Genomic DNA, 24,876 nt, shown 5'->3' with positions numbered 1-24,876 from the left:
CGAAGTAGGACCAGCCTGATCGCCTCCGTCGACCGCTGTGTCCTCCGGTATCAGCAACTGACACCATACTCCGCATGGAGAAAGTATATCAGTCGCAATCCCTTCGAAACAGATACCGAACAGAGTTCTATGAGTAACGATACGAACGTTGACGACCCTCCCGAAGACGCTTCAGACGCCGCTCCCGACGGAGAATCCGTCGAAGAGCGTCGCGAGCGTCAGGGAGAGCGGTCGCCGTACGAGGAGAACGGCGACCGCCGCACCGACGTCGACGATCCGACCGACGACCTCGAGCCGTCGTCCGACGATGAGGACGACGACATCGAGACCGTCGACGACCTCGGAAGTTCAGTCGAGGTCGATCCCGGCGTCGAGGTCGACGAGGAGATCGCCGAGGACGACCTCCTCGGCGGCCTCAAAATCGACTCGACGGAGGACATCGAAGTCCCCGATCGGCTCGTCGATCAGGTCATTGGTCAGGACGAAGCACGAGATATCATCATCAAAGCGGCCAAGCAACGCCGGCACGTCATGATGATCGGTTCGCCGGGGACCGGCAAGTCGATGCTGGCGAAGGCGATGAGCCAACTGCTCCCGAAGGAGGAACTTCAGGACGTTCTCGTCTACCACAACCCGGACGACGGCAACGAACCGAAGGTCCGCACCGTTCCCGCCGGCAAGGGCGAGCAGATCATCGACGCCCACAAGGAAGAAGCCCGAAAGCGCAACCAGATGCGCTCGATTCTGATGTGGATCATCATCGCGGTTGTCATGGGATACGCGATTCTTGCCGGAGGGCGGCTCCTGCTCGGTGTCGTCGCAGCGGGGATCATCTGGCTGATCTTCCGCTATACCTCTCGCGGAACCGATGCGATGGTTCCCAACATGATCGTCAATAACGGCGATCAGCGCGTCGCGCCCTTCGAGGACGCGACTGGCGCTCACGCCGGCGCGCTGCTGGGCGACGTTCGCCACGACCCGTTCCAGTCCGGCGGCATGGAGACCCCGAGCCACGACCGCGTCGAACCCGGCTCCATCCACAAGGCCAACAAGGGCGTGCTGTTCGTCGACGAGATCAACACGCTCGACATCCGCACCCAACAGAAGCTGATGACGGCCATTCAGGAGGGCGAGTTCGCCATCACGGGCCAGTCCGAGCGCTCCTCGGGCGCGATGGTCCAGACCGAGCCCGTCCCTTGTGACTTCATCATGGTCGCCGCGGGTAACCTCGACGCCATGGAGAACATGCACCCCGCGCTCCGCAACCGGATCAAGGGGTACGGCTACGAGGTCTACATGGACGACACTATTGAGGACACCCCCGAGATGCGGCGCAAGTACGCCCGCTTCATCGCCCAGGAGGTCGAACGCGACGGCCGCCTGCCCCACTTCACGGACGATGCGGTCGAGGAGCTCATCCTCGAGGCCAAGCGTCGCTCGGGTCGGAAAAACCACCTCACGCTGCTGTTCCGCAGCCTCGGTGGGCTGGTCCGCGTCGCCGGCGACATCGCCCGCGCCGAGGACCGGGAGTACACCACCCGCGACGACGTCCTGCAGGCCAAACAGCGCTCGCGCTCGATCGAGCAACAGCTCGCCGACGACTACATCGAGCGCCGCAAGGACTACGAACTGCAGGTCAACGAGGGCGGCGTCGAGGGCCGCGTCAACGGCCTCGCCGTCATGGGCGAGGACTCGGGCATCATGCTCCCCGTCATGGCCGAAATCGCGCCCGCGCAGGGCGGCGGTCAGGTGATCGCCACCGGGAAGCTCAAGGAGATGGCCGAGGAGTCGGTCCAGAACGTCTCCGCGATCATCAAGAAGTTCTCTGACGTCGACCTCTCGGAGAAGGACATCCACATCCAGTTCGTTCAGGCCGGCCAACAGGGCGTCGACGGCGACTCCGCCTCCATCACCGTGGCGACCGCCGTCATCAGCGCGCTCGAGAACATTCCGGTCGATCAGTCGGTCGCGATGACCGGCTCGCTGTCGGTTCGCGGCGACGTGCTTCCGGTCGGCGGGGTCACCCACAAGATCGAAGCCGCCGCGAAGGCCGGCTGTAGCAAGGTCATCATCCCCGAGGCCAACGAGCAGGACGTGATGATCGAAGAGGAGTATGAGGAGATGATCGAGATCATCCCCTGTGCGAACATCAGCGAGGTCTTAGACGTCGCCCTGATGGGCGAACCGAAGAAGGACTCGCTGGTCGATCGACTCAAGTCGATCACCGGCACTGCGTTCGATCAGGGGACCGTCGGCTCTGCCGGCGGTTCGAATCCGAGTCCGCAGTAAATGCCCCAGTGGACGACGTTCGTCGGACTGACGGGCGTCGTCCTCGTGTTACTACTCGTTCTTTCGCACCTGACACAGTCAGCGTTTAGCGACGGCGACGCGGACGAGAACCACGGAACCACAGCCCCGACCGACGCGACTGGTGTCGCGGCCGACACGGACCGCGCCGACATCGCAGTCGAATCGCCCCCACGCGATCACGAGTCGGATGTCGGCCCGAACGCGGAGCCCGATTCAGACCGACGCTCCACCGATGCGACGGAACCCGATTGCCGCGACGATCCTCGAGCCGTCGACGAGCCGTCGCCGCGTTCCTCCTCGAGCGCTGTGGATGCCGTCGACGAGCGGACCGAACGCGACCAACACCGCGACTCGAGCGGCCCGTCCGCGTCAAGCACGGCCGGCGATCGACGCCGACGGCCGCCTGAAGGCGGCGTCGATCCGGACTCACTGTCGACCGGGATGGTCCTCGCGAACGTGGCCTTCTCTCAGGGCCTATTCGGGCTCGTGTTGCTCGGCGCGGTGGTCTACACGGCGATCCCGCCGTCGGCGCTGGGTATCGAGTTCTCCGTCGCCTACCTCAAGACGGGGCTCGTTCTAGGGACGGCCGCGGGGATCGCCTTCTACGCCGCGAACGAATTCGCCGCTGCGGTCGCGGCTCGCTTTGGCTTCGACCACGAGGAGCAGCTCCGAGAGCTGCTCTCGCCCGATTCGACCCGTGGCTGGCTGCTTTTGTTGCTGGGCGTCTTGCCGATCATCGCCGGCTTCGAGGAGTTGCTCTTCCGAGCGGCGCTGATCGGCGTTCCCGCCACCGGCTTTGGCCTCTCGCCGTGGCTGCTCGCCGTCGGTTCGTCGGTCGCGTTCGCGCTCGGCCACGGAATGCAGGGCTCGGTCGGCATCATCGTCACCGGTCTCCTCGGGTTCGTCCTCGCGGCCGTCTTCGTCGTCACCGGAAGCCTGCTAGTCGTCGTCATCGCCCACTACCTCATCAACGCCCTCGAATTCGTCGTCCACGAGGGCCTCGAGATCGAGTGGGCCGACACCCTCGAGAGCTAAGGGCCGAGAACGGTTCGGTCGATTCATGGAGCTGACTGCCGGATCGACGGCGCGGTCTCGAGCGATTACCGGCCTGATCGTCGGCTACTTCGCCGTGTTGGCCTACGCGACGATCGCGAACGACCCGCTGGCGGCCACGCTCGCGGAAGTCGGATTCGGGAGTATCGCGATCGCCGTCGGGACGATGCTGTACGGGCATCGCTCGGCAGCCAGATCGGCGCTGACCGTGGCCGCGGGTTGTTTGATCGCAGGCGGCGTGTCGGCGTTTGCCGTTGTCCTCACGCGGTCGGTCGCCGTCAACGCGCTCTCGTCGCTACTGGTTTTCCTCGGAATCGCTTGCTACGGCTCTGCGGTCTGGCGTTCGCGGTGACTGTCGGACGCCGTTAAAACTGCTCGAGTCCGGTCTGTTCGGCCTCGGCGAGGAGGTCCTCGCAGGTCGACCACGATTCGCGCGCGAACGGCGGGAGCGCGCCGTGGTCGTCGACGTACGCCGCGAGGAACTCGCGAGTGGTCGAATCGCCCGGATAGCCGCTGCCGATCGGGCCGTACTCCTCGGCCAGCGCGGCGACGTGTGAATCACGTTCGACCTTGGCGATAACGCTCGCTGCGCCGACCAGCGGCGACTCATCGTCGGCTCCATGACGGGCGTCGATTTCGACTGCTTCGAGCGAGCAGGCGTCGGTCACACGGCGTTCGAACCGGTCGGCGTCGGTATCGCAGGCGTCGCAGAGTCCTGTGAGCGGCGCGTCCGCGCTCGCGTTGCGCTCGAGGTCGTCGGCCGCCGCCTCGATCGCCTCGGCGTGGGCTTCGACCGCCAGCGAGTTCATGTCCGTCTCGGGGTCGTCGATCCGAGCCGGTGGGATCTCGGCAACGCCGACCGCGATCCGGTCGTCCTCGCGCAGGGTCGTGGCCAGGTCCTCGCGTCGGTCGGGCGAGAGGCGCTTCGAGTCCCTGATTCCGTCGGGGAGGGCGCTCGCGTCCTCGCAGTGGACCGCCGCGGCGAACATCGACCCCAGCGCGGGACCCTTGCCGGCCTCGTCGACGCCGAATGGCATACCGCGTGGGTCGCCCGCGGATACGAAAATCGTTGCGACTCGTCGTCGGTCAGTCGGCCGTCTCCGCGACTCCGTCGCTGGAGTCGGCTCGCGGTTCGTCTTGGAAGAACGCCTCGAGTTCGAACGGCTCGTCTTCCCCTTCGACGCCGGTCACGTCCAGCGCGGTCACCTCGGCGTCGGTCTCGAGCAGCCCCGCCAGGCTCGGCTCGGTCCGGCCGTTATCGCTGCTGATGAGTTCCTTGACGTAGAGCCCGCCCTCGCCGTGGAGCCGCACCTCGGCTTCGGTCGGCGATCGGAGGTCGCCCTCGATCGCGTAGACTGTCCGCTCGCGGGTGAGCCCCGCCCGCCGGTGGTCGACCCGCTCGGGCGTGTACTGGTCGACCGTGGTTCCCTCGAGGTCCGCGAGTACGGCCCCGAACGCGTCCTCGTCGACCGATTCGACGAACTCGACGTCCGCCCGGTACCGTTTGCTCGCGTCGTGTTCTTTCACCCGTTCGACCATCTCGTAGGTCGCGAGTCGCAGTCTCTCGACCTCGACCGCGCCCTCGGCGGCGTCGTTGATCGTGCGCTCGAGTTCGGCCGGGTCGGGGTCGCGTTTCCGGGGTCGTTTCACCTCGAGGACGAACGGGCGGCCCTCGCCGAGCATGCGGGCGTCGACATCTTCGCGGCCCGCGCCGTGGAAGGTGCCCTCATCACCGTCCATCGCGTCGACGACGTGCGGACGGACGACCTGCTCGACGCTGGTGTCGTACAGATAGCCCGAGCCGCCACAGTAATCGCAGGGCTCTTCGCCGTCGTCGCTCAGCTGGACCCCGCTGCCGCCGCATTCCCGACAGGGCCACTCGGTCTGGGGAATGTCGCGCTCGAGTTTGCGATAGCGGCCGTAGACGAACGCGGGGTTGACCTGCACGTCGACCGCGTGGCCCGTGACGGTCCCCGACTCGAGGGCCTCGAGCGGGTCGAACCCCTCGAGGTCGACGACGGCGAGCACGTCCGGGCGGTCGAAGTCGACCTCGGTTTCGGTCGCCGCGCCGACGCGTCGGCCGACCTCTCGGTTGACTTCGCGTTTGATCGACTCGCCGACGTCCGGCTCGAGGCCGGCATCCTCGCGCAGCAGGCGTTCGTTTTCCTCGACCAGCGGCGGGACGCGGGTGCCGACCTGGTAGGTGGCAAACTCGGTCCCCTCGAGGGCGTTGACGATGGCGTCGGCGATCGCATCGAAGGTGCCACAGTAGCCCTCGCAGACCCAACACTCCGCGGGCGGGGTGGGATCGAAATCCTCGTCGTCGGCCAGCGCGACCGTGGTCCGCAGTGCCCGGCCGCGCTCGGCGTTGGTCAGCCCGAAACTCCGCTCGGCGACGGGCCGTCCGAGACAGGAGTCACAGACGGCCCCCGTCGCCAGTAGCGCGCGGGCGTCTTCCGTGATCATACCTCGGGAGTCGGGCGGCCGCGGGTAACACGTTTTCCCTTCGTGGGCGACCTGATACGACGCGCTCGAGTGTTTCGGGCGTTCCTCACAGACACCGCGCATTCGCAGCGATGATTGCTATTTCGCCGAGACGTGTAACAGAAAACATCTCATGGTCATAGTTGGTTTTCTCGCAGTCGGCGCATGGTCGGCTGACTCACGGTGCCCCTTATTGACGTGAGACCGGTGAAAGAACCACCAGATCATCGGTTCCGTCGGAACACGCTTGCATGTCGGTACGTGCGTAATATGGCTCCGTCTGGCATCCGACCGATTTCTATGGATCGATTGCCCCGAGGTTCAAATGGGTCGGGTTCCATCGCTGCGTCATGCACGATTTCCGACTGGATCGGCGGTCCTTCCTCGCGGCCGCGACCGCCGGTCTCGCCGGTACCGTCGCCGGCTGTGCCGAGCCCCGGGCCGACAGCTCGATCGAGGGGAGCTCGTCGTACGCCATCAACCAGGGCAACCTCGCGGACGGGTCGGCGTTTACCGACCTCTATAACGCGATCATCGAATCGGTCACGCAGGTTCGCGTCTTCGGGATCCGGACCGACACCGGTGCTGCGGGCCGCGGCCAGGGCTCTGGCTTTCTCTACGACGACCGCCACGTCGTGACCAACGACCACGTCATCGCCAACGGGACGGCGGCCGACCTCCAGTACATCACCGGCGACTGGACGAGCACCACCCTCGTCGGCCGGGACTACTACAGCGATCTGGCCGTCCTCGAGGTCGATCACGTCCCTGATTCGGCCACGCCGCTGTCCCTGACCGACAAACGGCCGGTCGTCGGCCAGCAAGTCGCCGCAGTCGGCAACCCCTACGGCCTCGAGGGAACGATGTCGACGGGGATCGTCAGCGGCGTCAACCGACGGCTCGCGTCCCAAGAGCGCCGGTTCCCGTTCCCGAACGTCGTTCAGACCGATGCGGCCGTCAACCCCGGCAATAGCGGCGGGCCGCTCGTTGACCTCAACGGACGGGTCGTCGGCGTGGTCAACGCCACCATCGGCGACAACATCGGCTTCGCGATCTCCGCGGCGCTGGCAGAGCGCGTCGTGCCGGCGCTCATCGAGGACGGGGAGTACGAACACGCCTATATGGGCGTCGACCTCCGGCCCGTCGATCGGCTCGTCGCCGAGGCCAACGATCTCTCCGAGGCGACCGGCGTCATGGTCACGGCCGTCGTCGACGGCTCGGCGGCCGACGGCGTCCTCCGGCCGGCCTCGGGGACCGTCCAGCGGCGCAGTGAGTCGATCCCGGTCGGCGGCGACGTCATCCTCGCGTTCGATGGCGAGCCGATTCCCGATCGCCACGCGCTCTCGACGTATCTCGCGCTCGAGACCAGCCCCGGCGATACCATCGCGGTTCGGCTCCGACGAGACGGCCGGACGATCACGCGGGACCTGACCCTCGGCGCTCGACCGTCGGTCTGAGCTGCCCCTGTCTCTCGAAAACGCATGAGAGATCGTTTATAACGGATGGTTTACCTCGATTCAACTCCGTTCGTTCGGCCGCCCGTCCCGTATCAGGATCGTACACGTCAGTTCCTGTCGAGTTCTGCTCCGAACGGTTGAACCGTCCGAATCGAGTCGGACTCGAGCGCTACCGGCCGAGTTCGCCGAATTAGACACTCGATAACAATAGTACGGACGCTGGTAGTACTCGTTGGCGCGACCATCCGCCGCCCGAGACTGTATGACTGACGCCGACTTCCAGCCGCCCGATACCGAGGCACCGATCACCGACTTCGAGCACGTCTTGGTCGAGAACGACGACGCCCCGAACGAGTGCGCAATCTTTCCCCGAGATACCAGCGAGGACGTGCAGACGAACACCTGGATCTCGGCTCACGAGGGCTCGTTCGTCGACCTCGAATCGATCCGGTAGGTCGTGACGATGCACGTGAGCCACTCCGTCACCGCGGCCGGGTTCTGGCTCGGAACCCTGTTCCCGGTCGCCTATCTCCCCGTCATTGCCGGCGGCATCGATTCCGCCAGTCGCCTGTCGTTGTTCATCGGCCTACTCCTATTTCACGCATTCGCCCTCGTCGTCGGCCACGATTACCCGGGAGCGCGGTCTCGCTGACCTCGTCTCTCGCTCTTTCGCAACTCGCCCTGTTCGCTCGGTCGCGTGTGCGGTCTAGAACGGGTCAAGACCGCACCGAGAGAAATACCTGCCCGAACGAACCGCCCGCGTGCGAACTCGGTGTCCGCTCTGATGCGATCCGTATCGGGCGAGAAACGGCGACGATACCGGGTCGATGCGTAACAACTCGGCGAGCCGGTCGGTCCGTCGCCGACCGTCGGCAGAGCCGCTACTCGAGCGCGGTCGACCAGACCTGTGCCTGCGGCATCCCGCAACTGTCGCAGACGACCGCTTGCTTGGTTTTGTAGGTGTCGCGCTCGAGCTCGCCGTCCGAGCAGTTCGGACAGGGCCGCCCCTCGAGGATCGCGAGTAGCTGCCGCTTTCCACCGGACTGCGACGACTCTGATTTCGCCATATAGACACTCCATACTGGATACTGATGAAACGGTTGGCCATGCCTATGCAGCCCGACGGTGATTCCGAGTCGAAGAGCCTATACTCGACTCTGGTGTACGCCCGCAGGATGTGGCCTTGGGGACACCTCGCCGTCGCCTACCTGTTGTATTCCGTCGTCGCTCGCCGGCGCTTCGATCGACCGCCGCGTGCGCTGCCGGCGTTCGCGCTCGCTATCGGCTCGCAGTTCCCTGATCTGATCGACAAACCGCTCGCGTGGAACTTCGGGGTGTTGCCCGGCGGCCGAACGCTCGTTCACTCGCTGTTTACCGCGGCGATCCTCGTCCCGGCCGTCTTCGTCCTCGCGGACCGCCTCGAGTCCCGAACCGTCGGCGTCGCCTTCCTCGTCGGCTACGGCTCGCACCTGCTGGCCGACGTCCCGCCGTCGGCCCTCTCGGGCGAGTTCGACGCCGCGGCCTACCTCCTCTGGCCGGCCCTCGAGCAGCCGCCCGAGGCCCCCGTCGCGGGCATCCTCGACGCGTTCCTCCACTACTACGAGCTGGGACTCTACGAGTGGACGCAGTTCGCCCTCTTCGCGGCCGCCGTCGTCGTCTGGTACGTAGACGGGATGCCGGGGCTCGGACTGGTCCGTACCTCGCTCGAGCGCCGCCTCGGCGTGCGAACCTGATCCGCCGCCAAATCGTGGCGGCTATCCCGGCGGGCACCCTCGTCCCGGTATGCGCCAGTTCGTCCTGCTCGGCCACGATGTGCCGACGACGCCCGATTTCTCGCTCGACGACCTCTCGAGCGGGGCCGGCCGCCTCGATGCACTCTGCCGGTCGATCACCGCCGCGTTCGTTACGTCTCACGGCATCCGCGAGGACGTCCGCGTCCACCTGATCGCGCGAGATGAGTACACCATCACCTTCGACGGGCGCGAACTCCGCCGGCTCAACCCCGACGAGCGAAGCACGGCCGCGCTCGTTCGAAACGCCCTCGAGCACCGCGCGGACGCCATCGGCGCGCTCCCGGCCGAACCCAGTCCAGGGGTCGAACTGTATCGGCGGGGATTCGCGGGCACGCTCGAGGAGATCGCCGACGACGGGCCGGTCGTCCAATTGCACGAAGACGGCGCGGCGGTCGTGGATGTGGGACCGGACGCGCTCGGCGATGCGGTGTTCGTACTCTCCGATCATCGGGACTTCACGGACGCGGAGACGGAGGTGCTCGAGGGATACACCGACCGGCGGCTTCGACTCGGCCCCGAATTGCTACACGCCGACCAGGCGATCACGATCGCACACCACTATCTGGACACGGACGGCTACGAGCGGTTTTGAGGCAGGGATCGTGGGTGGGCTCGAGCGGAGAACGGGTCGCCGCCGGCGGGCTGACGGCCCCTTTCGCAAGCGTTAAACGAACGGACGCGTTCGTTTCGAATGCGGGCCGGTGGGGTAGCTTGGTATCCTTCGGCCTTCGGGTGGCCGTAACCGCGATTCGAATTCGCGCCGGCCCACTTCTGCCCGTGTTTTCTGAGAGTCGAGGATAATCCCCGTATAGCTTGGGGTTCGGGGGTTCGATCGCCGGTTTGGGAGGGGAGAGTCGAACATGACTCATGTTGGTGGTGGCGCTTGCTGGTGGTTTTCGCAAGGCCGTCGCGGTGAAAGTGGTCGTTCAACGTGTTGACTCTGGGTGATAACATTGTACGGTCACTGTGGGCGGTAACATTTCTTGGTCACTGTGGGTGATCGCAGTGGGTGGCTAGGGAGAACACAGGTCCTGACCGCAGTGGTTGGGGGTACAGGGTTGCTGCCTTGCGTTACCGGGTAGTATGATCGTGTTGGCAGTGCGTGGTTCGTCCTGTTAGTGTTCTGTGTTCGTGCTCGCTTTTCGTGTCCGTTGGGGGCGATAACATTTCGCGCTAACACTGCGCGGTCACTGTGGGCAATAACACTGTCCGACCACCGTGGTTGCTCACCGTGGGCGACTGGGGAGAACACGATTCCTGACTGCGGTAGTTGACAAGAAACCGGCTACTGTTCGCGCTCTGCGCTCAATTCGTCTTCCAATTCATCGAGCTCTTCATCGTCCACCTGACCCTCGGTCCCGTCTTCACCGCATGGGTTGCCGATCGGGCGTCTAACCATCCGTTTGAGTTGGGTGAGGGTGGCTGCGGCGCGGCGGGTCTCCTCGTCCTCGTCACCGTCCATGGTGTGAGAGACGCCTCCAGTTGATAAAAGAGTCAGTGCCGGTTGGTATCGGCAGTATGGTCGTGCTGGCAGGGCACCCCGACTACTGCCAGACCGGCCGTTGACAGTAACACGTCTCCCGACGGTCACGGGGGGTACCTGAACGTCTCCTCAATACGCTGGTGGAGTTTGTGATCCGAGGATTCCGAGGAAATCCGGAACTCGATAATGTCTTCTAATGTAACACTCCCGGTGAACTCCCCGGGCTTTCCCATCACCTGCTCCACGTACACGTTCCCGTTCACGTCTGTGTATAGGACATGCAACTGGAAGGAAATATCACGAATTCCTGCATCGTACAGGCGCTGTGTGGTCTCAGGAATAGTTGAGCGAATGTAGTTCTCCTTCCCGTCGCCTTTGTAGAAGACTTCCTTACACTCGACTTGTGCGGCGAACTCTACACGCCCATCATGCGGGCTTAACACGTCTCCTTCCCGTGAACTATCCTGTAAGTGGTCTCCCTCCGTGCGTGTGAGCGGGAAGTATCGAAGGATGATTTCAAACCCGTTCCCGTCTGGTGTGAGGAAACAGGCATCCTCAATGTCAATCGGCGTCCCTTCACCGGGGTCTGGCTTGTAACGGACAACCAGAGACGGGCGGACATACAGGTGTTCGGCAACGACTTCTCCGTGGTTCTCAAGTTGGAGATAGATAAAATCGACACTCGTGCCGCGCCCTTGTTCCGATTCGATTTCCTATCTTCGGGATTTGATGACTGGTTTGCTTTGGTTCTGCAACGTTTCCTGTAAGTCGTCCGTTTGTACTGTTCAAGGAACTTGCGGCCTGCGGGCAGTGCGGATGAGGTTCTTGACCAATACTCGGATTGTACAAATATCTGCCAATACATCGATTAGAGGAGTAACGAATATCCCACTCACCCCGATTTGAAAGGAAAGTAGATCTGTAGGTGGACGCAAATCCACCTATTCCGGCCCTTTCTGGCCGTGTTTTCTGAAAGCCGAAGATAATCCCCGTATAGCTTGGGGTTCGAGGTTTCGCTCGCCGGCTTCGGAGGGTAGAGTCGAACAGGACTCATGTTGGTGGTGGCGCTTGCTGGTGATTTTCGCAGGGTCAACGCGATGAAAGTGGGGTTTCGGCCATCAGGGTGAAGCGTTAACCAGAGCGACTACGCCTTGCTTGGGGTGCCTGCGGTGCAAGCAACTCAACGGCTCGAATAATTGTCTCCCCGGTTTCACCAGCCAACTGCGTGCTGGAATTCCGCGAGCGTAGTTTTCCGGTCTAGACAGTAGACGTCTATACTAACACGATCAACTGGAGACCGAATTCGACGGCCAAACCGACTACTCCTATTTGAGGGAGTCCGGAGGCGGCGATTCTGCAGACCTTGTTCTCGCTTGACGCTGACCGCGTGTGCGGGCTATTGCTGGGTACTGCGGGTGGTGTGCGTGATTGCAGGGGAGTAGTCGTTTTGTCTACCGGTTCAAACCCGGCCCTCAACTTCTTCACTTGCTGGCTGCCTGTGACGGCTGGTCTCGCCTGCTGGGGTTGCCGGTTGCGCGGTACTCACCGGGTTCCGAGCGTGCCGTTCGTCTTGGGTTCCCGGTGAGACCATTCATCGTTAGCGGCGGGCGTGTACTCCGTTCGATCGAGCCTCACGGGATAAATTCCGGCACCGAGCGGCTCCAAGCCGTTCGATGTTTGACGGGCTCTGCTGGGGGCTAGGTTCCAACTCACACCCAATCAATACAGTGTTGACAATTTCGGGCCTATTATTCGTGAGAACGAGAAAACCGGGAATATAGAGAATACCGTAGTTTTAGAAGACGGCCTTAATTCAATTGGAGTGCCCCGTACTTTTCAGTTCGTTCATTGAACGCGTCTTCACCACCTTCGAGAATCTTTTTTGCCTTTCTGCGTACGTCAGGATCGTCAATTGAGCCACGTTCCTGAATGAATCCCTGTCGGCCGTTGCAAAACATGACGTTGATTTTCTCAGCATCCCCCAGTATTGGGAGATTGGCGTTATGCGTGGCGGCGATAATCTGGCGGTTTTCCTTGACTTGGCTAGCCATTTCTACGACTTCATCGTAGATATATTCGTTATCAAGCATATCTTCGGGCTGGTCAACAATAAGAGGCTTCTCACGTTCCAGCATTGCGATAGACAAGAGTGCCGTACACTTCTGACCGTCTGACATGTCGTCAAGAGCTTTCCACTCTCCTTCATGCTGAATCTCAATTATGGGTTTATCATGAAGCTCTTTGATTTGGAGTTCATGAAGCTGATTCCTGAGGTTATCGAATCCTACTACATTCTCCGCGGCAGTCGGTGTCAATCCAACATCATCGATGAGCCGCTGGGTATCCTTATCACGGATAATCTCGAACAGTATCTCTGGGTCAAACTCTTCAGTGATGGATTCCTTATCGGTGGTCCGAACGTTCGACCCATTCAGAACGTCATTAAACCAGGATTGGAAACTCTCCCGGTCTCCGTCTGGGTCTAATCGGACTCGAATATTATGAAGCGATTCGGTAATATTCGTAATTCCCGCCCGTCTTGTATCCGTAATCCCACGACGAACATCCCGCAGTTGACTCAGGAGCTCTTGTCTTCTATTTTCTAAATCTTGAATCTCATTTTCTTTCTCATCCAACTCATTCTCTAAAGCATCGAGTTCCGCCGCTTCATCTTTTAGCTCGAAGTATTCGTCAATATCGACGCCTGTTTCGTCCTCAATTTCGTCTGCTAGCCGTTGATACTCGGTTTGTCTATCGTCTTCCCGCTCGCTCCATTCATCAATTGAATCGGACAGTTGGCTCCTCGCAGCCTCAATACGATCTTCAATGTCACTAATTGCCTGAACAACATCGTCCTGTGCTTCTTCAGCAATCTGATTGGCCTCCGCAAGCAGTTCATTGTTCGGAGTGTCTTCCGGTTCGGTAGTGGGTGCCGTCGGGAGCTCTTCCTCCGTGGGAATTGTATCGGCTAGGTCGTCTAGTGAGTCTTCAAGTCGGTCTAAGTGAATCTTTTCATCATCCCAGGAGTCCTGATCATCAAGAAATTCCTCGACGCCGCTATCTTCCATCAGCGCCAAGTTTTCTCGAACGGCATCATAATCCGTAATGTCGCTTTCTATCCGATCTCGGGCTGTCCGTGCACTATTCAACGCCTGCGCGTTACTCCGGAGTTCTGATTTCAACTCTTCCCGCTCGCGTTTCTGCTCGCCAAAATCGAAGTATGAGTCAATCAGGTCAAGCTGGTCAGAGGTGTTTCGGGCTTGTGCGAGTAACTGACCTTGGCTGTGAATTTCCAGGTCAAAGAACTCGTCCCGGAACGTTTCGATCCCAATATCTGCTTCCGTCCCGTCTGCCCGATTCACAACTGGGTCTTCACCGTATGTTCGGCAAACCCAGTAGGTGTCTCCAGCCTCAGTTATCACCTGTACCTTGATCTCGCCGTCAGGAGCCATTGTGGCCTCAATCAAGCTGTGGTAATCCTCCCTAATTCGGTCCGGACGGGGATCAATATCAAACGCGTACCTGACTTGCTGTATTACCGATGATTTTCCGGTTCCCTTACCGCCAATGAGGGAATTCAGGTTGGGACTGAGTTGAACTGCCCTATCATCGAAAAAGGGCCCATCGAAGCGGATTGAGTTGATATACGGATGGTCGTATTCAGCCTTTTCAAAGCGGATGCGTGACTCGGGGTCAGATAACGCAGTCTGGAATCCCTCAAATGAGGGTTCGGTCATCTTCAAGTACGTGAATCCGCGACCGAGATCATCCGGATGGTGGGCGTCTGAGGATCGGACTGCTGGGAATGCCGGGAATTCCTCACGAATAGCCGGGTCAACAACTTCAATTGCAGCGACTAAGTCCGGGTTGAAAATCTTGTCTCGAATGTTTCCAGATTCTGTTTCTTCAAGTGCTCCAGAATTAGCATCAATATGCGCGAGTACTGCCAAGCCACCTCGTTCTCTAATTTCACTACAGATTTCTGGAATTCTCTGGGAAGCTTGCGTACTGCTTGGATCTGTCGGGTCGATGCTGATGGTATGTAATAGTGCCGTGATTTCATCCACCTTCTGGGGAGGGAAAATCCCGACTAGGTGAATCTGATTATCCCCACCCTGGGGTGTAGTTATCTCAACTCCAGGGAGAATTTGAAGTTCCTCTGCCCGCTCTTCTGCCGCATCTTGTAGTTCATCAAACCAGCCAGTGCGGTTGTGGTCAGCGGCGACCACAAGTTCGAGTCCTTCTTCGATAAACGCGTCTACTAGGTCCTCTGGTGAAATATCGGCTTCATAGTCGTATGAGCCAGGCGTATGGACGTGGAGGTCCGCTTTACGAAATTCTGCACCACTATTCCCACGGGTAACCGGATTCATAGTAAAATCAGTCTAATCGTATTAATGTAAGTCTTAATATCATCACCCACTCACATTTGCCGTCATTTTAGAGTGTATTGTATAGTGTAACGTCGCGCGTTACCGTGAGGTGTCCTAGGGGGCTGACGGATGACACTGGCCATCCCCACATCGTAATCTCCTCCGGACGATACACACTCATACTACTCGTTTGGCACGCCCCTTCGTTCTCGAATCTGATTGTCCCGCCATTTACGCGAAAGGCCAGCCCTGAGGTCCGATCAATCGCCGCCGCAATGTCCTCATCGGAAATGGAGATATTTTTCTTGGAGGAAATCACGGATCATCGCCACTTCGATTCAATACTTGTCCGGTAGCGGAGCCTGAGAACCGAGGTGTTGCAGCATTCTTTCACCGTCTGTGGCGGGTACTGGTCGCGGACATCGTCGAGGTTCTCCCGGCTCTCGATGAGGTGTGTCAGCGCCGCATCGATGACGTCCGACATCGGCGGGTCATCCGATGGGTCGGACGCCACAATCTCCTCCGCTTGGTCGAGTAGTCTCTTCCTCTCGTCACTGAGTCTCAAGGTGGTACGGTCAGTAGACATAAACGGATGTGCATACGGGGGTTGATTCACCGTGATTCTGGGATTGCTGAATCGGGTTCTGTTTAAATACGATGCCTCGGCCGACCCTCGACCACGGCGTGAGCGGCGCGGCGACACGGCCGAATCTATGCACGCTCACCGGCTGGGTGCACACGCTGGCGTACATACATCGAGGATGCTGATGACATTGACGTGCAACCCCACGGGATCGGCCTCGAAGACCTGGTTCCCGACATCTGAGTTGCCATTTGTTTCGCATACAGACTGTTGCTCTTAGACTACCGTATAAAGTTGGAAAATCACCCACTGGTGTTCAGGCCTTGTGGCTGTATCCAAAAGTCGGGTTCTTCGGGTGTTACGTGGTTCTCCTCCTCTAACGAGCTAATTCTTCGTCACGTTCACGCCGAAGGGATTCCAATTGGCGTTTCGTGTTTCCGATGGGTGCCGACATGTCCTTCCTCGCTCATCCTGCTGTTCGTACGTCTCTAATCGCCCTTCGTACCGTTCTACTTATAGTGACACGATAAAAGCGGTCTTCAGCATACCCGATGCAGTTGACCTATTCAAAGGTCAAGCACGGAAAAGTACGATCCGGCAATTGATGTGAGAAATCGCTGAGTTCTCATCAGGATACGAATACGACCAATATCGGGAAACACTGGAGTTGATGTGAAGAGGGTGAAACGCCACGATGTGGAGAATTCGGGCCTACTACAGATCGAGGATGATGAGTTAATCCTCATAGGAGACAACGTTTAAGATTCGCTAAGAGGTCTCCATCTGTCGGTGAATTCGATGGTTTTCGCTGCACCTACTCTACTCGTTAGAAGAACTGCAGGCTCTGCATTGAAGCGAGCTTTTGATCGTCTTCAGAGGGTTATCTACGCTCAACACACTATCACATGAAGAACACTGGACGGTGTCCGTAGTTCCGATCCCGCTCCCGTATCCGAGAGTCACCGTTCGGGAAACTCCTTGTTCGACCAGTTCGATATCGATCTCTCCCCGTTCGTACTCTACCTGTGTTACCGTGAGAGGAGTCACTCGAATATCCAACGCATGCCGCTTTCGGATTTCGTCCTGCTTCTGGGGAAACCCCTGGTCTCGCCGTTCGTGCAGAGCTCTCAATTCCGAATCGACCTCTTCATACTCCGCTTTTGCCTCTTTCCGTTTCTTCAGTGCCTCCACGCGATCGTTCTGATCACTGCTATTGATCGCTTCACTCAGCTCATCGATCTCCAAAGACAGCTTAGAACGTTTCTCCTCCAGCTCTTGGATCCGTTGTTGTTGCAGTTGACGGTACTCTTCGACCTCTGCGTCCGCTGCTCTGGATGCCTCATTATGGATCTCATCAATTTCGTTCTGGATGCTCTGCATCAGCTGATCTTGGGCTGTGCTGAGAGGTGATCGTGCGTCTGATTTCGATAATGAGGATTCCGTGGTAGTCGGTGAGCCGTTCGTGGTTATCGATGCCATTTGAAGAAATGTCTCCTCCAACGCCGGAAGTCTCTCTTCCGAGCGGTGGTCGATGGCGATGGCGCGAAGGAGCTCTTGTTGGTATTCACTGACTGTCTCGATACTCACCTCGAAAAGTACCACAATCGCGGTACGGTCGTAGTACGGCGTGAACTGGATTTCCCTCACCTCTACGTCACCTTCTTTAATCCACTGTGGAATCACTACGTCGTCCTGATCGGCTTCCATCAGTATTTTTCCGGTAGGGCGACGTTCAGCTGCCTCTCTGAGCATCCGCTGGAAAAACTCACTTTCTGGATGAAGAGGCTCCCCAGTACTATCTTCGTCTCTGCCCGCACCACAAAGCAACGAGAGGCTGCCTGCCGGCAATTCTGTATCCTCATTGTCTGGGATTGCAACTTCCCAGGTGTCTCCTCGTTTCTCAATGGTGCCGCCGAGTGACTCTAAGTAGCGTTCGGTGAAGTTCTCAACGACGGACTGCGTGACCGCGAGTGCTTCGTCAGTCATCGCTTTCCCCCAAGTCGAATCCTTCGAAGACGCCGTTGTTGAACTCCTCCAGTTTGTCAGCGAGTTCGCGCTGTTCCTGCAGATCGACGGCCATCGCATCGAAGTCGTTCTCCAAATCGACCTCTGAATCAGCATTGACGAGTCGGTCGAAAATCTGGTCCTCGAAGCTTGTCCCCGACTCTTCTAGCCGACTTAATATCGAACTTAGCTCGCCCACGCTTTGTTGGAACAGGTCGATTTTATGGTAAAGGCGCTCCAGTACATATTCTTCAACTGTGTCCTTTAGCGCCATATTGAAGATGAAGACGTTTCGTTTCTGTCCGATACGGTGAACACGTCCAATTCGCTGTTCAACGCGCATGGGATTCCACGGCAAATCCATGTTCACCATTATGTTGCAAAACTGAAGGTTTCGACCTTCGCTCATTGCATCGGTTGAAACAAGGATTCCACCTTCTTCTTCAAAATCCTCTACGATCTGTTCTTTCTCACTACTGGAGTGCCCACCGTGGAATGCGTGGACGGTATACCCTTCCGAGGCGAGTCGATCAAGCACCTGGCGTTGCGTCGCACGGAACTGAGTAAAGACGATCACACGCCCCATTTCGACGGTCTCACGTGCTTCTTCGACGATATCGAGAAGGCGCTCCTGTTTCGTCACTGTATCAATCTCTTCTATCAGGTCCAGAATGGACTCCAGTTCATCCGCGTGGGTGAGTTCAGACTGCTCATAGAGTCGTTTCTCGATCGTTTCCTTGAGCGCTACAGGACTGCTAACAACCTCCTTCTGAAGGAGCATCAACACGAGCTTCTGGCCCTGATCTTGGCTGTAGGCACCCTTGACATAGTCAGAGACTGCCTGGTAGAGTTCACGTTCCTTTGGAGTCGGATCGAACGTCCGTGTGTCAATGGTTCGGTCTGTGAAGTCGATATCCGTGTCCTCTCGGCGGTTTCGAATCATCACCTTGTTTAACCGGTCCTGTAGCTCGTCCCGGTTCACCAGCGTCTCCTGATTGCTGTTCACGAAGTACTGGTGGAAGACGTCGCGTGTCCCGAACAGTCCGGGACGGAGTAGTGAGACGACGTTGTACAGGTCCGTCAGTTCGTTCTGAATCGGCGTCGCCGTGAGGAAGAACGCATAGTTGTACGAGAGTTGGTCGATCAGGTCGTATCGGTCCGTCTCTTCGTTCTTGACGTAGTGTGCCTCATCAAGAACCAGAACGTCCCAGTCGCGGTCGAGAACGGTCTGGCGGTGTCTCTCACTCTTCGCCGTGTCGATACTTGCAATGATGTAGTCATGCGCGTCGAAGTCCTCGAATTCGTCGTCGTAGTTGCAAACGAAGTCGAGTCCGAACTTCTCACGGAGTTCTGCTTGCCACTGTTTCGCCAGTTGTGCAGGCGTGAGGATGAGGGCGGATTCGTCCGTCTCTCGGAAGTGCATCTCCTTGAGAATCATCCCGACTTCGATGGTCTTTCCGAGCCCAACTTCGTCCGCGAGAAGGGCTTTCCCGTCCATTTCGAAGAGGGCTCGATAGGCGGCGTCCACCTGATGCTCCAGTAGCTTGACAGAGTTTTCGTCCAACTCTTTCAGCGACCGAAGTTCGGAGTCCGGCTGCCCCGCCTGGAGACGAACAGCTTGGATGCTTTGTAAATGATCCGTCTCTGCCCTATCCTCAGACAGCGAATCGAGAAGATCGTCTGCAGACTCGTGTGTGACCTCAACATCAACGAGGTCGTAACTTCCCATGGATTCGTAGAGACATGTTCGCGCTAAATACGTTTGGTGACCGGAAAACACTGGACGGTCCGTCTGCTTGGCCCCGAGAGAGGTATTTGCAAGACCATAGTGTTTATTGGGTGCCCAAGAGGTGTGTTTAAGTATCAAGATGGCACAGTCAGGATCCTTGTCGAATACCCTCGAAGACACGGTAACACTCAGCCGTGAGCTTCGGGAAGAGGGGCAAATCGACGGCCAGGTAAAGCTCTACAACGTGGATGACGATGACGAGTTCGAGTCAGACGCGGAACTCTTCTTCGAGCGAACCCTGATGACCCAGGGGCTCCGTGAAGCACTCTCCATTCTCCGCGATTCGCTCACAGGCGATGACCCGCGCGGGACGCACATCCTCTACGGTCCGTATGGCAGTGGGAAGTCCCACCAGATGGTGGCGCTGTACCACTGCTTCGACGACCCCGACGCAGCAGGCCAGTGGTCAAGCGACTCAGTCGAGGGGTTCGACTCGGCACTCCCCGAATCGGCGACGCCGATTACGGTCGCTATGCAGAACGAGCAGTACGAGTATCTCTGGGAGCCGTTTTTCGAGGCACTCGATTACGATCCTGGAACGTTCAGTTCCGGCGGATATCCCGATATGCAGACGATTCAGGAAGCCGTCGGCGACAACACGGTCGCGTTCTTCGTGGACGAACTTGAGGACTGGTTCGATACGCTCCAAGGCGACCGCAAGAGTGCGAACAAAGCCTTCCTCCAGTCACTTCTCGAATCGACGGCACTCTCTGATCTGGAACTATACACTATTGTCTCCGTCCTCCGTGAGGGCTCCGAGGTCCACGACATTCTGAATCGGGAACAGGCGGTCGAGGTCAACATGAACAACCAGGTGGACAAGCGCGAGGTTCTGCGTCACCGCCTGATCGATTCAGTGAACGAGAACGCCGCCCGCGAGATCGTCAACGGGTACTTCGATGCCTACGATCAATCTGACCACGTCTCCCTTCCCGATGATCTGCTGTCGGAGATGCACAATCTGTATCCGTTCCATCCTGTGCTTCTGGATGCGCTTGAGACACGGTACTACGCTGACGAGGATAACCAGAACACGCGAGGGATGATCTACCTCTTCTCGAAGGTTCTCCTAGAGATGCAGGATCAGACGGATCTGATCACGCACGGTGATATCGATGCTATCGAGTTCGAGGACGAGTTGGCGAAGATCAACTACGAGAGGCTGAACGCGGCGACGGGCGACATCAAGAGTCGAATCGATGACGACGACGTTCCCCACGGCCGACGTATTCTGAACACGATTCTCCTGTACTCGCTGAAGCCGAGCGAGGGCGAGGGTGCGGAGGTTTCTGAGATCGTCATGGGTGCCTACCAGACCGGGGATCTCGTCTCCGACGTTGTCCTCAATCTCGAACGTCTCCATGGTGTCGCGTGGCATCTCCACAAGCTGAACGGGAAATACGCGATCCGCGACCGACAGAACCCGAACGCACTCATCCGAAACGCAGCCGTGGATGTCTCCGAGACATCAGCGAAGGCTGAAGTCGCAGACTTCATGACCGACATCTTCGGATCGAACGCACACCCGGTAGGGTTCCGGACGAACGATATGCGGGACATCCCAGACGACCGTGAGGTCAAGGTCGTCGTGAAGGACGACCAGTGGACGAATGAGGAGGTCGAGAAGGTCATCACGAACGACGGCCGTGGCCGCGAGTGGCGTAACACTCTCGTGTTCGTCCAACCCTCTGGCGACAAAGCCATCGAGTCGGGGACACGGTACATCGACAAGGCGCGGTACATCGAGGGCGCACGGCAGGTTCTCGCCGACGAATCCCTCGATGACGAAATTCGCACGTCGATTCAGGGAATGCGGGAGCAGGAAGAGAACGAACTCCGTGAAGAACTCCAACTCTTGTACGGTGAGGTGCTTGACGGGAACGATCTGCTCAACGACTGGGGAAAGATGACGCCGATGGAACTCGACGTCTACGTTCACGATGAGGCCGAGCTGGACGCCTCGAACATCGCGGACTCGGCATCTGCTGATCCGTTCGACCTTCAGTCGGACGTCTGGGCTATCGCTGAGGATCTTCTGGAGCGACGCGGAGAAATCTCGGTCGAGGATATCTACGAGCAGTTCCTCCGCGATCCGGAGCTTCCGATCCCTGGTAGTGCGAACGACGTGCTGAATGCAACCGTCGAAGCGCTCTCGGACAAACCGGTGCTCGCCCGTGACACTGGCGGGTTCCGCGACGACCTCTCCGGAAGCTCGCTGGACACCGTCCTCGTCCAGCAAGACGATGTGGACGTATGGGGCGTCGATGACGTCGAACAAGAGCTTCGTCAACGGTTCGGGAGCGGAACGACCGCGCTCGATATCGGAGACTTCGAACTGGAGCTCGTCGAAGACGGCGAGATCTGGATCGACGGCGACAGCCACGACGTCGTGATGCGGGCAATCGGTCGGCTCGCCCGTGAGGACCAGTATGTCATCGTGAAAGGGAACGAGATCCTCGATAAGCCCCAATCCGACGCGACAGTCCGCGACGTCGGCGGCGCAGAGGTCGTCGGTGCATCATCCCTCGAAGGCCGCATCGAGACGCACATCGACGACGACGGCTACGCGAACCTCGACACGATCATCGGCGAAATCCGTGCCGAGGAGTCGGTGTTCCTCCCGCCGGACGAGACCGAGTCCGTCGCCCGCGAGGCAGTCAACGAATTCCTCGTAGACAACTACGTCTTGGAAGCCGGTGGTCGGTATCTCGGATCGCTCGGTGACCGCGACCCGACGACGGTAAAGATCGTCCCGACCGTTCCCGAACGGATCGGCGACCAGATCCTGGAGTACATCGAGGACCTAGAACCGGGCGACCAGTTCACGGTGAACAAGGTCACGGACCGGTTCGACAGCAGTGTTACCGAGTACATGGTGCGGACGTACCTGCTGGAGAACATCGGGAAGGACGAAGAGCCCGAGTACGTCGTCAACACGACCGGCTCGGAGAAAGCCTCCGACTGGGTTCCGGGATACCCGTTCCGGAAGGCCGACACGGAGATCCCCACGTGGCGCTTCGAGTACAACGGCGACGACGTCGCCGCGATGCGGAGTAAGTGGCGGAACAACCACCAGACTGGAAGTGTCGATTACGGCGACGTCACGTTCATGCTGCCCGACCGCGAGGGTGTTCCCGGCGCTCTTCAGGGAACCGCCGACGTCGAACGGACGCAAGTCAGCCTGACGCTGCGATCCGGACAGGACTACACGAAGGTGCAGGATCTGTTCGAGCGGATGCCCGATGAGGCGTCAAGCCTGAAGATCGAGATCACCTTCCAGAAGTAGACTCTCTTCTCCTACTGGTCGGCGTCCGCGTTTCTGACTAAGGCTTCAACGAGTATTTCGTCGCCGTCCGCCTCATCCAGCATATCTCTCAGCACAGTCTTTAGTCGTCTATCGAACAAACTGCGTGGGTTCAGTGGTGTCAGTTCCGCTTCAAGCTCATCTCGGCTTACTGTTCCAGAAATCACGAAATCTCCGTCTTCTCGCACTTCCAGCAAATCCGTCATACCCAACAATCCCCAGCATGCTGAATAGCCTGTTCGATTGTCTCCCAACTCGATAATCGACGTGGAACGGTGTTGGTGCGACTCTATCTGTCCCAGTACTCTGAGTCGGGTTCAGGCCAGACTTCACTTGCTTGCTTTGCGAGCCACTCACCACGCTCGGCAATCGTGTCCTCGTTCCATTCGTCGGGCCAGTCTGTTACCAAGTGCTTGTTCAGCCGCAGGACAGTATGCTCCTGAATCGCCTCTCGTTTATCGTCCCACGCTGCATTCGAAATCGAGGGGTTCAGCTTGTCGGTGAGGATTGTCAGGTTCCCGATTCGGTCCTTTGCATCATCACGCTCCATCCGTTCGACTTCAGCTGGTCGGTCTCCTGGGAGTGACCAGTGGGTGGACCACTTCTGCGGAAGGATATGCTCAATCTCCAGATCCTGCGTGAACTCAACTGTCTCGCTGTACCCAGTGTTACGCAACTCACGTTCGATAGCCGCGAACACCATTTTGAGGCGTCGCTGGTTGATAACGGCCCAGTACTCCATGTTCACCATCGAGTCTACCAGCTTCTCGTCTCCGGGCCAATAATCGCTCTCACCCTCTTTGCTCCGGAAGAATTCAACGACGACGTCACCGACGTGCTTGTTGTCCCCCTCTTTGAGCTCGTCCAGCAGTTCGATGAAGATCTTGTTATAGTTCTTCGACGTTAGTCGGGAGAGCATCCGACGCATCAGCCAGCTCTCGATTGCTTCAACGGCTTTCACCCGCTGTTCCTTGGGGATGTCCTCGTGACCGAAGATCCAGAGAAGAACCGGGTACGGTGTCGTGGTATCGAGGATGTCCAGCCGGTGGAAGAAGATCCCCTCCCGAGACCCACGGTCGGGCTCAGAGATTGTCTCGTAGATGGACGCGTAGTAGTCGATGTCCGTCACAATCTCTTCGACAGAGTTGTCGGTCCTATCGAGGTACTTTCGGAACGCGGGGAAGAGTTTCTTCGCACGGACCTGCTGGCTCATCTCCATCGTGAGCCAGTGCATGATGAAGACGTCTATCTTCGGGCGGTCGAGCCGTCCCTGCGAGACATCGACACGCCACTCATCTTCGTCGAACTGCTTCCAGTACTTGTCGTGGAGGTCGCCAGGGTCGTTGTGCTGAACGGATGCTTCCCGGAAGAGGTAGTTCTTGATTAGGTCGGCGGCGAGTAATGGCGTCCCGCGAGCGTTCAGCGTCTCGAAGATTACTTGTGCGTCGTCGTTAGATTCGAGGTCGATGACGACGACACGGAGCAGGTGCCACATCGTCGTGACGAGCGAATCGAGATGCTCCTCGCTGGATTCGTCTCCGGATTCTGCCCACTCCCGAATTTCGTCTCTGAAGTAACGGAAGCACTCTTCCAAGTTGTCGTCGCCGTCAAGTTCAGAATGCTCCGACTCCGGGTCCGAGAACGTTAGCACGTCGATGAACGCATCCTGATCGGCTTCTATCGGCCAAACCTTCAGCCGATCTGTATCGGTAGTGGTCAGATCCGTGTCGTTGTACATCAGCTTCTCCACCAACGATGCCGACTCCTCGTGACTGAGATCGGTCGCCACGGAATGTACGGCAGACAGCAGAACTTGGAGTGTGATCAAGCGCTGCTGGCCATCGATAATCTCGCGCGTCTCCAGCTTTTGCGTCGGCGTCGATTGCTGATCGAGGACAATTGCTCCCAGAAAGTGTGGAGAGGTGTCCTGTTGGGCTTCCTGGCGTTCGATTCTGTTGCTCGCCCCTGCTTGTCGATCCATTAGTTCATCCACGACGAGTTGGAGATCCTCCCAGAGCGGCTTCCAGTGTTCTTCCTCCTTCCAGACGTACGGCCGCTGGAAGCGTGGAACGACGTACCGCGTGTCCTTCCGGAAGATGTCCTTGAGGTCAAGCGTGTCCGCTTTCATCGATGGCCAAATGTTCCGTGGATAGTTGTATAAATGATTCCAAGACTAACCCATCATCCGAACCCGAGGGATGGGAGCGGGAAGACATCACCATCGCGCGGGCCAATTTATAGAT

At 58.8% G+C, this 24,876-nt stretch carries 20 protein-coding genes, 1 tRNA gene and 1 pseudogene; 10 read left to right on the top strand and 12 right to left on the bottom strand.

The window, feature by feature from the left end:
• The first annotated feature begins 129 nt into the window (after window positions 1-129).
• Genes lonB through ACJ70B_RS05665 form a run of 3 tightly spaced genes read left to right on the top strand, consistent with a single transcriptional unit; the run spans window position 130 to window position 3,715 of the window.
• Window positions 130-2,289: an ATP-dependent protease LonB gene (lonB, locus tag ACJ70B_RS05675; RefSeq protein ID WP_408959444.1), complete on the top strand. Its 2,160-nt coding sequence runs from the start codon at window positions 130-132 to the stop codon at window positions 2,287-2,289.
• Window positions 2,290-3,345 carry a type II CAAX prenyl endopeptidase Rce1 family protein gene (locus tag ACJ70B_RS05670; protein WP_408959443.1) on the top strand — a complete coding sequence of 352 codons (1,056 nt, stop codon included), beginning with the start codon at window positions 2,290-2,292 and terminating at the stop codon, window positions 3,343-3,345. It abuts the gene before it with no gap.
• 25 nt (window positions 3,346-3,370) lie between these two features.
• Window positions 3,371-3,715, top strand: coding sequence for a hypothetical protein (locus ACJ70B_RS05665; protein ID WP_408959442.1), 345 nt, complete (start codon window positions 3,371-3,373; stop codon window positions 3,713-3,715).
• A gap of 13 nt (window positions 3,716-3,728) precedes the next feature.
• Here the strand turns inward: ACJ70B_RS05665 and rnhB are convergent, their stop codons facing one another.
• Together rnhB and ACJ70B_RS05655 are read right to left on the bottom strand one after the other, a co-directional pair.
• Window positions 3,729-4,400, bottom strand: a complete 672-nt coding sequence (gene rnhB / locus ACJ70B_RS05660) for a ribonuclease HII (protein ID WP_408959441.1) — start codon at window positions 4,398-4,400, stop codon at window positions 3,729-3,731.
• 49 nt (window positions 4,401-4,449) lie between these two features.
• Window positions 4,450-5,829: a tRNA pseudouridine(54/55) synthase Pus10 gene (locus tag ACJ70B_RS05655; RefSeq protein WP_408959440.1), complete on the bottom strand. Its 1,380-nt coding sequence runs from the start codon at window positions 5,827-5,829 to the stop codon at window positions 4,450-4,452.
• 368 nt (window positions 5,830-6,197) lie between these two features.
• On the opposite strand from ACJ70B_RS05655, the gene ACJ70B_RS05650 reads away from it, so the two are divergent.
• From ACJ70B_RS05650 to ACJ70B_RS05640, 3 genes are all read left to right on the top strand, one after another.
• Window positions 6,198-7,304, top strand: a complete 1,107-nt coding sequence (locus ACJ70B_RS05650) for a S1C family serine protease (protein ID WP_408959439.1) — start codon at window positions 6,198-6,200, stop codon at window positions 7,302-7,304.
• A 262-nt stretch (window positions 7,305-7,566) separates the two neighbouring features.
• A complete protein-coding gene (locus ACJ70B_RS05645; RefSeq protein WP_408959438.1) occupies window positions 7,567-7,758 on the top strand; it encodes a hypothetical protein in 192 nt (63 codons plus the stop codon).
• A gap of 9 nt (window positions 7,759-7,767) precedes the next feature.
• Window positions 7,768-7,956: a hypothetical protein gene (locus ACJ70B_RS05640; RefSeq protein ID WP_408959437.1), complete on the top strand. Its 189-nt coding sequence runs from the start codon at window positions 7,768-7,770 to the stop codon at window positions 7,954-7,956.
• 229 nt (window positions 7,957-8,185) lie between these two features.
• On the opposite strand, the gene ACJ70B_RS05635 is transcribed toward ACJ70B_RS05640, so the two are convergent.
• Window positions 8,186-8,371, bottom strand: a complete 186-nt coding sequence (locus ACJ70B_RS05635; RefSeq protein WP_408959436.1) for an HVO_A0556 family zinc finger protein — start codon at window positions 8,369-8,371, stop codon at window positions 8,186-8,188.
• A gap of 108 nt (window positions 8,372-8,479) precedes the next feature.
• Between ACJ70B_RS05635 and ACJ70B_RS05630 the strand changes: the two genes are divergently transcribed.
• From ACJ70B_RS05630 to ACJ70B_RS05620, 3 genes are all read left to right on the top strand, one after another.
• Window positions 8,480-9,037 carry a metal-dependent hydrolase gene (locus ACJ70B_RS05630; RefSeq protein ID WP_408959435.1) on the top strand — a complete coding sequence of 186 codons (558 nt, stop codon included), beginning with the start codon at window positions 8,480-8,482 and terminating at the stop codon, window positions 9,035-9,037.
• Window positions 9,038-9,086: 49 nt separating this feature from the next.
• Window positions 9,087-9,689, top strand: coding sequence for a tRNA (pseudouridine(54)-N(1))-methyltransferase TrmY (gene trmY, locus ACJ70B_RS05625; RefSeq protein WP_408959434.1), 603 nt, complete (start codon window positions 9,087-9,089; stop codon window positions 9,687-9,689).
• 103 nt (window positions 9,690-9,792) lie between these two features.
• Window positions 9,793-9,865: transfer RNA gene (locus tag ACJ70B_RS05620), tRNA-Pro, on the top strand.
• Between the two features lie 517 nt (window positions 9,866-10,382).
• Here the strand turns inward: ACJ70B_RS05620 and ACJ70B_RS05615 are convergent.
• The 7 genes and pseudogenes from ACJ70B_RS05615 to ACJ70B_RS05585 all read right to left on the bottom strand — a co-directional run bounded on the left by ACJ70B_RS05615 (window position 10,383) and on the right by ACJ70B_RS05585 (window position 19,269).
• Window positions 10,383-10,559: a hypothetical protein gene (locus tag ACJ70B_RS05615; protein WP_408959433.1), complete on the bottom strand. Its 177-nt coding sequence runs from the start codon at window positions 10,557-10,559 to the stop codon at window positions 10,383-10,385.
• Window positions 10,560-10,684: 125 nt separating this feature from the next.
• On the bottom strand, window positions 10,685-11,023 hold the full coding sequence (locus tag ACJ70B_RS05610; protein WP_408959432.1) for a hypothetical protein: 339 nt from the start codon (window positions 11,021-11,023) through the stop codon (window positions 10,685-10,687).
• Between the two features lie 1,365 nt (window positions 11,024-12,388).
• Complete coding sequence (locus tag ACJ70B_RS05605; protein ID WP_408959431.1) at window positions 12,389-14,953, bottom strand: TrlF family AAA-like ATPase; 2,565 nt, start codon at window positions 14,951-14,953, stop codon at window positions 12,389-12,391.
• Window positions 14,954-15,275: 322 nt separating this feature from the next.
• A complete protein-coding gene (locus tag ACJ70B_RS05600; RefSeq protein ID WP_408959430.1) occupies window positions 15,276-15,539 on the bottom strand; it encodes a hypothetical protein in 264 nt (87 codons plus the stop codon).
• Window positions 15,540-15,838: 299 nt separating this feature from the next.
• Window positions 15,839-16,037, bottom strand: a pseudogene (locus ACJ70B_RS05595) (hypothetical protein); the annotation flags it as partial.
• A gap of 318 nt (window positions 16,038-16,355) precedes the next feature.
• Window positions 16,356-17,522, bottom strand: coding sequence for a hypothetical protein (locus ACJ70B_RS05590; protein ID WP_408959429.1), 1,167 nt, complete (start codon window positions 17,520-17,522; stop codon window positions 16,356-16,358).
• A complete protein-coding gene (locus tag ACJ70B_RS05585; protein WP_408959428.1) occupies window positions 17,515-19,269 on the bottom strand; it encodes a DEAD/DEAH box helicase in 1,755 nt (584 codons plus the stop codon). The genes ACJ70B_RS05590 and ACJ70B_RS05585 overlap by 8 nt, the downstream gene beginning before the upstream one ends.
• 139 nt (window positions 19,270-19,408) lie before the next feature.
• Here ACJ70B_RS05585 and ACJ70B_RS05580 point away from each other — a divergent pair, with 139 nt between their 5' ends.
• Window positions 19,409-22,615, top strand: coding sequence for a DUF499 domain-containing protein (locus ACJ70B_RS05580; RefSeq protein ID WP_408960077.1), 3,207 nt, complete (start codon window positions 19,409-19,411; stop codon window positions 22,613-22,615).
• Window positions 22,616-22,626: 11 nt separating this feature from the next.
• On the opposite strand, the gene ACJ70B_RS05575 is transcribed toward ACJ70B_RS05580, so the two are convergent.
• Window positions 22,627-22,839 (bottom strand): hypothetical protein, encoded by a 213-nt coding sequence (locus ACJ70B_RS05575; RefSeq protein ID WP_408959427.1) that lies wholly within the window; start codon window positions 22,837-22,839, stop codon window positions 22,627-22,629.
• A gap of 83 nt (window positions 22,840-22,922) precedes the next feature.
• Window positions 22,923-24,761: a DUF262 domain-containing protein gene (locus ACJ70B_RS05570; RefSeq protein WP_408959426.1), complete on the bottom strand. Its 1,839-nt coding sequence runs from the start codon at window positions 24,759-24,761 to the stop codon at window positions 22,923-22,925.
• Window positions 24,762-24,876: the final 115 nt, after the last annotated feature.

It is taken from the genome of Natrinema sp. 74, from assembly GCF_046097095.1.
Classification (GTDB): domain Archaea; phylum Halobacteriota; class Halobacteria; order Halobacteriales; family Natrialbaceae; genus Natrinema.
This window is presented reverse-complemented; position numbering and strand designations above follow the sequence as displayed.